This window comes from Hominimerdicola alba, from assembly GCF_900112155.1.
Classification (GTDB): domain Bacteria; phylum Bacillota; class Clostridia; order Oscillospirales; family Ruminococcaceae; genus Hominimerdicola; species Hominimerdicola alba_D.
Genome location: NZ_FOKQ01000002.1, coordinates 195,414 through 207,783, shown reverse-complemented (window position 1 = coordinate 207,783; position 12,370 = coordinate 195,414). Strand labels below are relative to the sequence as shown.

Here is a 12,370-nt window from a genome sequence, read left to right as displayed (position 1 = left end):
CTATCCATAACAGGGCGTCGGCGCAGCTCCATTGCGAGGTCATGCCCCTTGGTAATAATTCCTGCCGACTGCCGGCTCATCCTTTGTTGTTTTCTCCATAAAACACCTTATTTCAGCGGACACCACTCCGCTTTCCCAAAAATTATAGCACATTTGGCTTTCAAATTAAAGAGAGAATTTCAAATCTTAATAATCTTTTCAGTTTTTCACAAAAATTTGTACTGTCAGTAACGGCAAGATATAAATTTTTACCCTAAAACGCCCTATCAAGGGAAGATTCTGTAATATGCGAAAAATTTAATGCTAATAATTTTTAAAAAGTTTTTTAAAAGACTTGAAATGGAGCGCGAAATATGGTATGATTATGATATGTAAATGTGCAAATATGATTTGGACAAATATTTTTAAAGAAAATAATGGAGGTACTTAAATATGGTAACAGCCGGCGATTTCAGAAATGGTATGACTTTTGAAGAGGAAGGCAACGTAATGCAGATCGTTGAATTCCAGCACGTTAAGCCCGGTAAAGGTGCAGCTTTCGTAAGAGCTAAGGTAAAGAACGTAATCACAGGTTCTGTAATTGAAAAGACATACAACCCTACCGCAAAGTTCCCTACTGCTTACGTTGAGAGAAAGGATATGGAGTATTCCTACAGCGACGGCGATCTCTACTACTTCATGGACGCAGAGACATTCGAGCTGATCCCCGTAAACAAGAGCGAGCTTTCTGACAACTTCAAGTTCGTTAAGGAGAACATGGTATGTAAGATCCTTTCTTACAAGGGTCAGGTATTCGGCGTTGAGCCTCCTTTCTTTGTAGACCTCGAGGTTACAGAGACAGAGCCCGGCGAGAAGGGCAACACTGCTACAAACGCTACAAAGCCTGCAACTGTTGAGACAGGCGCTGAGATCAGAGTTCCTCTGTTCATCAACACCGGCGACAGGATCAGGATCGATACACGTACCTGCGAGTACATGGAGCGTGCATAAGTCACACTAAATACGTCATTATCTGTGAAAAGGAGGGCGGCTGTAATGGAGCTCAGCAACAAGGCAGCTTATATCAAGGGTCTTATGGAAGGCATGAAGATCGACGAGACTACCGATCAGGGCAAAGTACTGAAGGCTATGGCAGAACTGATGGAGGAGATGGCAAAGGCTATCGAGGACGTTACTGTTCTGGCTGACGAGACTGTTGATGTAGTAGACAGTTTAAGCGACGATCTTTCCGATCTGGAGGACGATTTCTACGATGAGTTCTACGGTGACGACGACGATGAGGATTATGACTATGATCCCGAGGATGACACACTTTATGAGTGTGTATGTCCTACCTGCGGCGAGACCATTGTAATGGACGACAAGATGGTCGAGAGCGGTTCTATCGAATGTCCGAACTGTGGAGAGAGTCTTGAATTCGACTTTTCCGACGATGAGACCGAGGAATAATATCCGCTTTTCATGAATAGTAATGGGCACTTCTGTCAGATGACGGAAGTGCCTTTTTATTTGTTTATATGTATGCGAAGGAGCGAGGAGTGACAAGGCTCTTCTCCTTGTCACTCCCCGCTCTATCTATTTCCTATTATTAAATCGTCCCCTGTGCGTGTCTTGTTACATGACAGCCCACATTAACCGATACAGGAAGTCCAGCGATATGTGTCGGTGCTTCCTCGATATTTACTGCCAGACAAGTCTGTGTGCCGCCGAAGCCCTGAGGTCCTATGCCCAGCTTGTTGATCTTTTCAAGTATCTCTGCTTCAAGATCAGCATACAGCTTCTTCGGATTTCTCTCGCTTACAGGTCTGCAAAGGGCTTTCTTTGCAAGGTATGCGCACTTTTCAAAATCGCCGCCGATACCAACGCCTATAACTATGGGTGGACATGGGTTAGAACCTGCTTTCGCGCATACTCCCACTACCCAGTCAACTATCTCTTCTCTTGTAACAGAGGGTGTCATCATCTTCAGCTGAGACATATTCTCGCTGCCGAATCCCTTGGGTGCGACCATGATGTTCACCTTGTCACCGTCAACTATTTTAAGGTGTACCACGGGAGGTGTATTGTCGCCTGTATTCACTCTCTCCAGCGGGTCACTTACTATGGAACAGCGCAGTCTGCCGTCGATGTAGCCGCGGGATACGCCCTTGTTTACAGCCTCATTCAGAGAACCGCCCACAAAGTGAACGTCCTGACCTACCTCCATGAATATTACCGCCATACCTGTATCCTGGCATATCGGTATAGTTTCATCGCGGGCTACGTTTATATTGCTGATGATATCATCAAACACATTTTTGCCCACAGGCGAGCTCTCCTTTGCAGCCCCCGCCTTTATGCACTGCTCCATATCCTCGGGCAGATAAAGGTTCGCCTTGATGCAAAGCTCTCTTATAAGCTCTTCTACTTCACTGACATTGATCTCTCGCATAATAGCTCCTCCTGTTTTCATCAATCGTATTCTTCCGCGATGAATCTGTAATCTTCGGTCTTTTCCAGCGCAGGTTCTGCCATGCGCCTTATACCGTTTATGACTGTTTCTATTGCTGTATCCGTAAGCTTCTGCCCCGTACCCGAAGGCGAACACATTATCATTATGCTGAAAGTGTAGGTATCCCAAGGTATGCGCTTGGCATTCGGATAATCGCCGCTGTTGTTTTTTACGTATTCTGCCAGACGTTCCGTCCGTTTTTCTTCGGGGATACTATCCACCGCCGCCTGCATTTCTTCGGTTGTGCCTATCTTCACGGCAAAGTCTGTCCACATATCCCTGTGATACTCTACAAACAGCCTTGCCGCCTTTTCGTGACGAGAAATAAGCTCCGCCGAAAGTATCTCCGCGGTCTGTTCGGCAAAGTCCAGAACTTCTGCTTCTGCTGTTTCCTCATCAGGAAGATTGATATACAGCAGTCTGATTTCTTCACCGTCATGAAGCTCAGCGAACCTGATATCGCCATTTTCGTCATAGGTTACTTTCAGCTGACTCTCAAATGTATCGCAGCTGAGTTCGTAAAGCTCCACCCGACAGCCGCTTGCGGGAACATTGTACATCATCATATCGCAGGGACACACGGTGAATTCGATACATTCACCGCCGCTGTCTTTCAGCTCGCCTAAGCCGTAACAGCCTGTCTTGAAATGTAGTGGTATTCGGTAGTTTTCAGCCATAGGAAAAATCCTCCGTTATTCTGCGGTCAGTCATCGCTGACGCTGTATGTGAACATCTGGGGTCTCTTTTCTTCTCTAAGCAGATATATAGCGAGGATCACGTAAACAACAACGCCTATGTACTTGGTCGGGTCTGACATTGTTGTGTTGATAGATTCAACTATATCCGCATTGTTTTTCATGCTTGTGGGAAGCACAACGCAGATATCCATGAATGCGTGCAGGAAAACTGTTATCCAGATATTTCCCCATCTTGCGTATACGGCAGCGAGGAATACGCCCACACCTGCGGTGGATATCACCTGAGGTATAACAGCATCAATGCTTACTCCTGCAAAAATGTTCAATAAATGATACAGTCCAAAAAGCACGCCCGAGGTGAAAATAGCGGCTATGGTGCCTTTGGTGCTGTCTCTGCCGAAGAGGTCTCTCAGTACGTTGAAGATTATGCCTCTGAAAAGCAGTTCCTCGCATATCCCCGCCGCAAACAGCAGAGCAAGTATACACCAGACCTGCTCAGAACCGAACTTCAGTCCTGTTGGTGTGACGAATTTCATCTTATTGTCAGAAGTATCCAGAAACAGCGCATTTATCACGGAAGTGATACTTGCGTATATCATGAGAAATCCTGTGATCAGTCCGCCGAAAAAGCCGTTGCCTTTTGAATAAAGGACTTTCTTTTTATGCAGCAGAGCGAGTATCACCGTGTAAAATGTCAGAGATATCAGCGCACATATGAACTGCGCCTTGTAGCCCGATATATCAAGAGCGCGGCATATCATGCCGCCAATTCTTGAGGAAAGAAGAAAGCTTCCTAAAGAGCCTATTATCGTCACGATCGAAATAAGTGCCTTCTTGCCCGTCAGCTGTGAACTGCTTTCATGAGTTTTATCTTGTATAATTTCTTTATCCATTTTAATTGCCCTTTCTGTTTTTTGTCTGTCATTCTTCAAAGCTGAATATCTCTTCCACCGATACGCCGAATACTGCAGCTATGTCCATCGCCAGCTTCAAAGAGGGGTTGTACTGCCCTTTTTCAAGCCTGATGATAGTTTCTCTTCTCACGCCCACAAGTTCTGCAAGGTCGCCCTGCTTCATATCCCTTGAAGCCCTGAGTTCTTTTATTCTTGTTTTGAGTTCGGGCATATCATTCCTCCTCAGCTTCGGGAGTTCTGTCGAGCCAGAGATAGAAAGCATTCCTCAGCACATAATAAGCACCTATCATCAGGTAGCCGTACCACATGACCATTTCGCCTGTTATGCACACATTAGCTTTATGGGCGCGGTTGCACGCCATATGAACTATCATGCCAAAGACCATGGTGAAGATTATCAGACCCTCAGCCGAATATGCCGTAGCTTTCAGCATAAGCTCCTTGGCGAGTTCGTCCTCGGGCTCCTTTTTGTATCTGCACGAGATCACCATCAGCACAACATACACTGCTGCCGCCGCAAGAACAGTCGGGGTCTGCTGTTTTATGTTGCCTATCGATCTTGATATCAGCGCAGATACAGCTATCACCGTCATGACCACACCCAGCAGCAGGTTTACAAGTGCCTGCCCCTTGACACTTATGGGCTTTCTCGGGTCGGACTTATAACGCTCGCGAGCTATCTTTTCAAGCATTTCTTGCCTTTCGGCGCGTGTAACATCTCTGCGCTGATATTCCTTGTACAGCTGTCTGATCTTGTCGTTGTCGCGCATACTAATGCCTCCGTTATTGTCTTTTGTTCTGCTGTCTTTTTGTTTTTTTATCAAAGCTTTGATATTCCGCAAGAAGTGATATATTCATCACCTTATGTGACAATAATATCACATCTAATTATATTTGTCAATGGCTGATGTGATAAATTTATCACCTTTGTAACATCTCACAGCAGAGCAGTGGAGAACGGACAGCCGATAGTGCAAAACGCATAACATCTCAGCACATTTATATACGCAAAAAAGCCCTCAAAAGAGAGCTTTCCGCGTTTAATGGGTATATATGAGAGAGAGTAATGCAAGTTTGATGTGCGCCTTACTTGGTTATATCAACGCTTGCGCACTTGATGCCTGTCAGCTTTTCGCTGAGTGCATCAGGCTGAGATGTACCTGCAAACAGTGTGAACTTATTGCCGAATACCTTTCTCACGCCGTTGTCATCAACTGCGGTAAATGCCTTTTCGGGCACTTCTATCTCGAATACAGCTGTCTCGCCTTCATTCAGCTTAACGCGCTTGAATCCGCACAGGCTGACATTGGGTACTGCGTGCTCGCAGTAATCCTTCATGTAAAGCTGTATAACGTCCTCGGTAGCCTTGCCGCTGTTTTCTGCGGTAACAACTGCCTTGCCGTCCTTGTATTCAACCTTTGTTACCTTTACGCCGCCGTATGTAAGACCGTAGCCGAAAGGATACAGCACGTTATCGGTGGTGTAGCGGTATGTTCTGCCCTTCATGGAATAATCAGTGAATTCGGGAAGCTTGTCTGTATCCTCGTAGAATGTAACAGGCAGCTTGCCCGAGGGTGAAACGTCGCCGAAGAGAACTTCTGCCAGCGCCTTGCCGCCCATTTCACCGGGATAGAATGCGTGTATCAGTGCATCGGGCTTGCTTTCGGGATTTATAGCTGAACCTGCGCATACAACAGTAACAACAGGTTTGCCCAGTGCCATTATCTTCTTCACCAGTTCTCTCTGGGGAGGAGGCAGTGTCAGACCGTTCTTGTCGCCAGAGGAGAACTCGTTGCCTGTATCGCCCTCTTCGCCCTCGATGGTAGCGTCAAGACCCAGACAAAGGATGGTCATATCGGCGAACTTAGCTGCTGCAACAGCCTCGGCATAGCGGTCGCCTGCCTGTGCCAGATTTGAAACTCTGTCCTTGTACAGGTGGCAGCCCTCAGCGAAGATGACTCTTCCGCTGAATCTGTCCTGAATGCCGTTCAGGAATGTGATATATCTGTCGGAGAGACCGTTGTAGTTGCCCTCCAGTGCTGTTCTGCTGTCCGAATTGGGACCGATAACAGCGATAGTCTTGTACTTGCTTTCATCGATAGGAAGTATGCCGTTGTTCTCCAGCATAACAAGGGACTTCTCAGCACACTCCAGCGAGATAGCCTTGTGTTCCTTGCAGGCAACCTTATCATATGGGATATCATCGAACTCGGTCTTCTTATCGAACATACCAAGTCTCATTCTTGTGCGCATCAGATGTACGCAGGCAGTACGGATATCTTCCTTAGTAACAGCACCCTTTTCGAGGGCAACCAGAAGATTCTGATAAGTACAGCCGCAGTTAACGTCGCAGCCTGCTTTCAGTGCCATAGCAGTAGATTCGATGGCATTTGCTGTTACCATGTGGTTCTCGTGGAAATCACGGATAGCCCAGCAGTCAGAAACGAAATAGCCGTCAAAGCCCCATTCCTTCAGCTTTGCCATCAGGTAGTCACTTGCGCAGGCAGGCTCGCCGTTTACACGGTTGTACGCGCCCATAACGCTCTCTACCTTTGCTTCCTTTACCAGTGCTTCAAATGCGGGGAGATAGGTCTCCTCCATATCCTTAGCGTTTGCCTTTGCATCGAATGAATGACGTATAGCCTCAGGACCGCTGTGTACTGCGAAATGCTTTGCGCAGGCAGCTGCCTTCATGACCTTACCGTCACCCTGAAGACCTCTTACAACAGCCTTGCCGTTGCGTGTGGTGAGATAAGGATCCTCACCGAAAGTCTCATGACCTCTGCCCCAGCGGGGATCACGGAATATATTTATATTAGGTGCCCACAGAGTAAGACCCTTATAGATATCGCGGTCTTCCTCCTTAGTGTAGACATTGTATTTTGCTCTTACTTCCTCAGAAGTAACTTCTGCGGTCTTCTGTGTCAGCTCGTCATCGAACATAGCTGCAAGACCTATTGCCTGTGGGAACATTGTAGCAACGCCTGAACGTGCAAAACCGTGTATGCCCTCGTTCCACCAGTTGTATGCGGGTATGCCCAGTCTCGGAACGGCAGGTGCATCATATCTCAGCTGAGATGCCTGTTCCTCCGTAGTCATCTCATCTGTGAGCGCTTCGGCTCTTTCCTCTGCAGAGAGGGTTTCATCAAGGTACTTTTTCATGACCTTCCTCCTAACCTTTCATATCATATCATATCGGATCATCCGATCATTTGCCTACAGCCGCTCTTATCTTATCAAGCTGAGGCTCTATATCTCCCTTGTTATCCAGCAGATGCCATGTCTCAGTGACCTCGGCGGTCTCGCCCGGCTGATACTTTCTCTTTTCACCAAGTATCTCACACTCTAGGAATTTGCTGTTTGTATACATTTCAAAATTACAGGAATAATCGGGGTATTCAACAAACTGATACTCACCGAAGCACTTAACGAATATCTGCTCGTTAACAGCGTAAGCAGCAAAGCCGTCCTCAACATTGAAGCCTGCCTTGAAAGCGCCCTGTATGAACTTGTCCTGTCTGATGCGGACATACTCGTTAGTCAGCTTGAAGCGTGGGTCGTTCACATCGGAATAATCCCAAAGGCTCATAACTCTGTTAGGCAGATAGCCCGATTTTCTTGTACACATAGGTATAACAGCCGTACCGCCTGCGGTAAGACCTGTTATTGACCACAGTGCGAAATCAGCTTCCTTATCGCCGATATTCTTTATGCGCTGTGTAACTGTAACTATCGGCTTGCTCGCATCGAGAGTAATAACAGTTTCAAGCTGCTTGCCGAAAGGCGTAGCGGGTGGTGTGAATGTTACGGTATCGCCGTCTGCTTTGTATGCAACGGGGTCATTATCGGGATTATAGGTCTCGGGGATAAGCTCGGGAGCTACCCACAGCCTGTGACCGCCTCTGTTGCGCCAGGTGCCGTAGCCCTCAACATCAACAGTGAAGCTGCCCTCTTCGTCTTCCAGCATAACATTTTCTTTGCCGTTAAGTGCGAAGTAAATAACTCTCGGACCGAATTCAACAGTCACAGCGAGAGCACAGGAATCATTCTCTATAAACACGCATTTACCGTAGCTTTTATACTCTTTTTCTGATATCTTAACGCTCATAAAAAGCACCTCCGCTTGCATATTGTTCTTTGATTATACACTGAATGCCCGATTTTTGCAACTCAATTCTTGCGTTATCGGTCACAAATATTGCTTATTTTATATAAAAAAATTGTGATAAAATACGGAATTCTCTGTTGAATATATTGAAAAATCAAAAGGTTTGTGTTATAATATGTAACAAGGTAGAGCAATTATTTGTCTGTCAGGTGGAATGCAGACAAGTCATTTTGGAATATCAGTCAGGAATAAAATGGAGTTATTTTTCGCGGCAAGGGTAGTAATGCCGCGTCATAAGACGGGGGTAGAAACGATCATGATAGTACATCTGGACGGGGATTTTGAGACAGTCGATTATATCGAGAACCGAAGTGTGCTTATCTACGACAATGTAGATACAGAAGAATATCCTATGCACTGGCACAATGCGATCGAGATAGTAATGCCGCTGACAAACGGTTATACGATGATATGCGACGGCAAGACTTACGAACTGCACGAGCGGGATATAATGATAGTACCTGCGGGCACACTGCACGCAATGAAAGCGCAGTCGGGACGCAGACTTATCATGCTGTTTGACAACAGGAGCATAAGCTCGAATCCAGCGTTATACGACCTTTACTCGGTGCTGAAATCACCTGTTATGATAGGCGAGGAATCCGATGAGGAACTCAGGATATCTCTGGGCAACCTTATTAAAGAGGTATACACGCTGTACAGCAATTTTGATGTTCTTTCCGAAGTATACATCTACATCAAGCTGCTTACACTGCTTGCGAGGATCAAGGAAAATCAGATAAGTGCCGTGAAGTATGACGATGAGAAATATCTGGAGAAATTCGGAAGCATCATCAAGTACATCGAGCAGAACTATATGTACAACATCACGCTTGATGATCTGGCTAGGATGGCAGGATACAGCAAGTATCATTTTTCGCGAATATTCAAGAAATACAGCCGAACGACCTTCATAAGCTTTTTGAATCACAGAAGGATAAAAGCCGCGGAGATGCTTCTGCTTGACGAGAATATCTCGGTAACAGAAGCTGCAATGCAGGTAGGTTTTTCCAGCCTGACAACCTTTAACAGAGTATTCAGGGAGATAAAGGGCTGTACTCCGACAGAATTCAGAAAGCTGTATAAGCTGACGAATGTTTCGGGGGATTGAGTAAACTGGAAAATGAAAACTGCCAAGTAATTAGCTTTGGCTCAAGCCTTTCGCGAAAAACTTGCGGGATGTTTGCACAATCAGCAAAGATGACTGTTAGCAGAGCCCTAATCACCAAGGTGCAAAAACAAAATGTAGATTGAACTATAAAAGCACAGTGAACTTCCCAAAAACGCCGTTCTCGCTAAGAGAACGGCGTTCTTTAAATTATCCTATAATATCCTTCATTATTACGATGTCACACGCTCACAGTATACCAGATACCTCTGGTTGTTTATTCCGTATGGGTGACAGGTGTACAGCGTCAGAGTGTCCTTTCCGGGCTGTATCAGTATTGAGTCAACCGCATCAGGGTCAACTATCTTAGTGCTTACCACGCGGTATTCCATAGTGTACCAATAATTCTGGAGCTTGATTATATCACCGCTCGCAAGCTTATCTACGTGCCTGAGGAAATCCGAACCGCCAAGTCCGCGGTGAACTGCTATTACACAGTTCGTATTTACATCACCTATTGGGTAGGAGGTGTAGGTCAGATGTCCGCAGCCCGCTGTAAGATTCGCATCATTGGCGCCCAGGAACAGCGGCAGCTTCAGATCCAGCTTTTCTATCTGCAGCAAGCCTATACTCTGTGTTTTAACTCCGTAATCGATAAGATCGAACTCGGGATACTTGTAAGCCGAATCAGAATTCAGCTGAGCCTGTCCAGATTCGTACAGTTCCTTATTACGCCTGCGCATATACTGATACAGTTCGTTGAGGTACGGCTGCTTTTCCTCAGCCTCTTTCTCGTAGCGCACCTTTTCATAGGGTGCAGGATTGCCGTCTTCGTCACGGGGAACATCGTCCCCGAGCTCAAGATCGCCGTTTTCCTCGGCTTCTTCGATTATCCTTGTCAGATCGTCCTTGTATTCCTGTATATTCTCTTCAACCTGTTTGCTTATGATGATCTTGCTGATAAAGGGATAAAGAAATAATCCCAGACCTATAAGGAACACCAGTATTAGCAGAATTATAGCCAGACGTTTATTCTTCTTTTTCTTTTTACTCAACAGCTTGTCCTCCTTACAAAGGCAGTGCCGCCAGCAAAGCAAGCGGCACCTTTTATCAGCTTAAGATCATGTGCGTATATCGGAGGGTCTTAAATATTTTCCGAAATATCGTTCACACATCAGATCAAGCATTTTCCTTGTCTTCTTCGTCCTTGTCTCTCTTCTTGAAGAGGATGAAGATGAAGAACATTGCTCCGCCCATTATGCCGATACCAGCTATTGTGAATACGATAGTTGCAGTTGTACCTGTGAAAGGCAGATCGAAACCTTCAACGGTCTTATCGTTGTAGAATATTACCTTGTTATTTGCAAGAACAGTAGTATGACTAGCTTCTGTACCTTCGTATACTGTACCATCCTTATCGATGTAGATGGTCTTTGTATTCTTAGCTGCATCCTCTTCTACATAATAGCCTGACTTTGTTGCAAGCTGCTTGATGGTGTACTCACCGGGTGCAAGGTTTGCAAGAGTTACGACATCACCTGAATAATCCGAGTCTTTATGCTGGCTGCAGCGTGAAATTTCGTATACACCGCCTGACAACTCAACAGATTTACCGGTTTCATAGTTCGAGATAGTGATGGTTGCAGGTGTGAATTCGTCCTTGGTTTTGGGATCAGGATTTTCAGGATCTACAGGGAAGCTTGTTACGCCGGGATATGAATCATCATCATCAGGATCAATTATGCCGGGGATATCATCAGGTATTTCATCTTCTGTATTAGGATTGTAAGCATACTTATATGCGATCGATGCTTGGTTGGCTACCGATGCGCCTGAACCAGCCTTGTTAGATGTAACGATTATCTCAAGACTTGTACCTGAAAGCTTACCAATACCAGTTTTGGTAAATGCGATAGTAACTGTACCTGCATCGGTATCCTCTGTAATTGTGTAATCTGTACCCTGGGTAAATCCGTCTATTGCAATATCTGTAATATCCAGATCTGTATACTTATCAGTGATAGTATAGCTCAGAAGATTTTCTTTCTTTCCGGGAACATCTGCTGTAATCTTCCACTTGTATTGCAGACCTGTACCGGTACCTTCGGTAATTACTTCCTTTGCAACTTCCAGTTTCTTGTCATTAGAAAAAGTTTTTACCTGCTTGGATATCTCACCTGAACCGTCAAGTTCAAACTTGATAGGTGTCTGATCGAGCAGATAACCCTCGGGCTGTTCCTGCTCAACTGCCCAATATGTTCCGAGAGGCAGACCATCGACCTGAATAACACCGTCACTGTCTGTTGTAAATTCACCTACATCTACCCAGTTATCAAGCGTATCCTGGTAGTAGATCTCAAATTTAGCGCTTAAACCTGTCTTCCATGTGTCACTGTCACTCAGCTGCTTTTTCAGCTTGATAGCGTGCTTGTTAGGAGTGGTAGCAGGATCGGTAGCAGGAACTGTCTCTGTCTCAGGATCGGCGCTGTCATCATTGGTATCATTATTTTCTGTCAGCTTGGGATAAATATCAACATCAAATAACGCTGCACCATTAACTACTGCAGGCAGATGAATATAGAAAGCCTCTGCATCTTTGAATCGGGCGTCTGTATGATCTTCTCTGTTTGGTACTATCTTATAGAAAGCGTTTGGCAAACCAGTAAATACCGTCTTGCCTTCATCATGGTATCCATCCACTTTAACAGAACCATCAGTATTTACTTCAACGATATCGAATGTAATACCCGCAGTTTCTTCACCATAAGCATCTGCCACCCAGTTACCATCAACGTTAGCTTTACCTGTGGGTGTATAGTCTGATGCTTTCGCTGCATTATAATTTTCTTCACTTAATACATATGGATGTATTCTCAGATTGGTTTTACCGTCTGTCTGATCTGCAAATACGTTGAAAGGTACCATCTGACCGATCATGAGTGCTGAAGCAGCTATTGCTGTTGTGCGTTTAAACATTTTTTTCATAGTTAG

Annotated in this window: 12 protein-coding genes; 3 read left to right on the top strand and 9 right to left on the bottom strand. The window is 45.4% G+C overall.

Annotation, left to right across the window (positions count from 1 at the left end; genetic code table 11):
• Positions 1–432 precede the first annotated feature (432 nt).
• On the top strand, positions 433–990 hold the full coding sequence (gene efp, locus BM265_RS02105) for an elongation factor P (protein WP_074834628.1): 558 nt from the start codon (positions 433–435) through the stop codon (positions 988–990).
• A gap of 45 nt (positions 991–1,035) precedes the next feature.
• Positions 1,036–1,449: a CD1247 N-terminal domain-containing protein gene (locus BM265_RS02100; protein ID WP_074834625.1), complete on the top strand. Its 414-nt coding sequence runs from the start codon at positions 1,036–1,038 to the stop codon at positions 1,447–1,449.
• A gap of 139 nt (positions 1,450–1,588) precedes the next feature.
• On the opposite strand, the gene BM265_RS02095 is transcribed toward BM265_RS02100, so the two are convergent.
• The 7 genes from BM265_RS02095 to BM265_RS02065 all read right to left on the bottom strand — a co-directional run bounded on the left by BM265_RS02095 (position 1,589) and on the right by BM265_RS02065 (position 8,211).
• On the bottom strand, positions 1,589–2,431 hold the full coding sequence (locus BM265_RS02095; protein ID WP_074959816.1) for a fumarate hydratase: 843 nt from the start codon (positions 2,429–2,431) through the stop codon (positions 1,589–1,591).
• A 20-nt stretch (positions 2,432–2,451) separates the two neighbouring features.
• Complete coding sequence (locus BM265_RS02090) at positions 2,452–3,168, bottom strand: hypothetical protein (protein ID WP_074959815.1); 717 nt, start codon at positions 3,166–3,168, stop codon at positions 2,452–2,454.
• Positions 3,169–3,194: 26 nt separating this feature from the next.
• On the bottom strand, positions 3,195–4,082 hold the full coding sequence (locus BM265_RS02085; RefSeq protein WP_143098650.1) for a CPBP family intramembrane glutamic endopeptidase: 888 nt from the start codon (positions 4,080–4,082) through the stop codon (positions 3,195–3,197).
• A 28-nt stretch (positions 4,083–4,110) separates the two neighbouring features.
• Positions 4,111–4,314 (bottom strand): helix-turn-helix transcriptional regulator, encoded by a 204-nt coding sequence (locus BM265_RS02080; RefSeq protein ID WP_074833211.1) that lies wholly within the window; start codon positions 4,312–4,314, stop codon positions 4,111–4,113.
• Between the two features lies 1 nt (position 4,315).
• Entirely contained in the window at positions 4,316–4,873 is a 558-nt protein-coding gene (locus tag BM265_RS02075) for a hypothetical protein (RefSeq protein ID WP_074959813.1), read from the bottom strand.
• 316 nt (positions 4,874–5,189) lie between these two features.
• Positions 5,190–7,265: a glycoside hydrolase family 3 C-terminal domain-containing protein gene (locus tag BM265_RS02070; protein WP_074959812.1), complete on the bottom strand. Its 2,076-nt coding sequence runs from the start codon at positions 7,263–7,265 to the stop codon at positions 5,190–5,192.
• 46 nt (positions 7,266–7,311) lie between these two features.
• The gene (locus tag BM265_RS02065) at positions 7,312–8,211 is read right to left on the bottom strand and encodes a hypothetical protein (RefSeq protein ID WP_074959811.1); all 900 of its coding nucleotides are present in this window, start codon (positions 8,209–8,211) and stop codon (positions 7,312–7,314) included.
• Between the two features lie 253 nt (positions 8,212–8,464).
• Here BM265_RS02065 and BM265_RS02060 point away from each other — a divergent pair, with 253 nt between their 5' ends.
• A complete protein-coding gene (locus BM265_RS02060; RefSeq protein WP_242940748.1) occupies positions 8,465–9,382 on the top strand; it encodes an AraC family transcriptional regulator in 918 nt (305 codons plus the stop codon).
• A 230-nt stretch (positions 9,383–9,612) separates the two neighbouring features.
• Here BM265_RS02060 and BM265_RS02055 read toward each other — a convergent pair whose 3' ends face one another.
• Together BM265_RS02055 and BM265_RS02050 are read right to left on the bottom strand one after the other, a co-directional pair.
• Positions 9,613–10,434, bottom strand: coding sequence for a class C sortase (locus tag BM265_RS02055; RefSeq protein WP_074959809.1), 822 nt, complete (start codon positions 10,432–10,434; stop codon positions 9,613–9,615).
• 124 nt (positions 10,435–10,558) lie between these two features.
• Positions 10,559–12,364, bottom strand: a complete 1,806-nt coding sequence (locus BM265_RS02050; protein ID WP_074959808.1) for a SpaA isopeptide-forming pilin-related protein — start codon at positions 12,362–12,364, stop codon at positions 10,559–10,561.
• Positions 12,365–12,370: the final 6 nt, after the last annotated feature.

What these genes read in the sequence shown, in the direction of transcription:
- BM265_RS02100 (WP_074834625.1), top strand. Translation starts at nt 1,036, where the DNA reads ATGGAGCTCAGCAACAAGGCAGCTTATATCAAGGGTCTTATGGAAGGC.
- BM265_RS02065 (WP_074959811.1), bottom strand. Translation starts at nt 8,211, where the DNA reads ATGAGCGTTAAGATATCAGAAAAAGAGTATAAAAGCTACGGTAAATGC.
- BM265_RS02070 (WP_074959812.1), bottom strand. Translation starts at nt 7,265, where the DNA reads ATGAAAAAGTACCTTGATGAAACCCTCTCTGCAGAGGAAAGAGCCGAA.
- BM265_RS02075 (WP_074959813.1), bottom strand. Translation starts at nt 4,873, where the DNA reads ATGCGCGACAACGACAAGATCAGACAGCTGTACAAGGAATATCAGCGC.
- BM265_RS02060 (WP_242940748.1), top strand. Translation starts at nt 8,465, where the DNA reads ATGGAGTTATTTTTCGCGGCAAGGGTAGTAATGCCGCGTCATAAGACG.
- BM265_RS02050 (WP_074959808.1), bottom strand. Translation starts at nt 12,364, where the DNA reads ATGAAAAAAATGTTTAAACGCACAACAGCAATAGCTGCTTCAGCACTC.
- BM265_RS02080 (WP_074833211.1), bottom strand. Translation starts at nt 4,314, where the DNA reads ATGCCCGAACTCAAAACAAGAATAAAAGAACTCAGGGCTTCAAGGGAT.
- BM265_RS02095 (WP_074959816.1), bottom strand. Translation starts at nt 2,431, where the DNA reads ATGCGAGAGATCAATGTCAGTGAAGTAGAAGAGCTTATAAGAGAGCTT.
- efp (WP_074834628.1), top strand. Translation starts at nt 433, where the DNA reads ATGGTAACAGCCGGCGATTTCAGAAATGGTATGACTTTTGAAGAGGAA.
- BM265_RS02085 (WP_143098650.1), bottom strand. Translation starts at nt 4,082, where the DNA reads ATGGATAAAGAAATTATACAAGATAAAACTCATGAAAGCAGTTCACAG.
- BM265_RS02090 (WP_074959815.1), bottom strand. Translation starts at nt 3,168, where the DNA reads ATGGCTGAAAACTACCGAATACCACTACATTTCAAGACAGGCTGTTAC.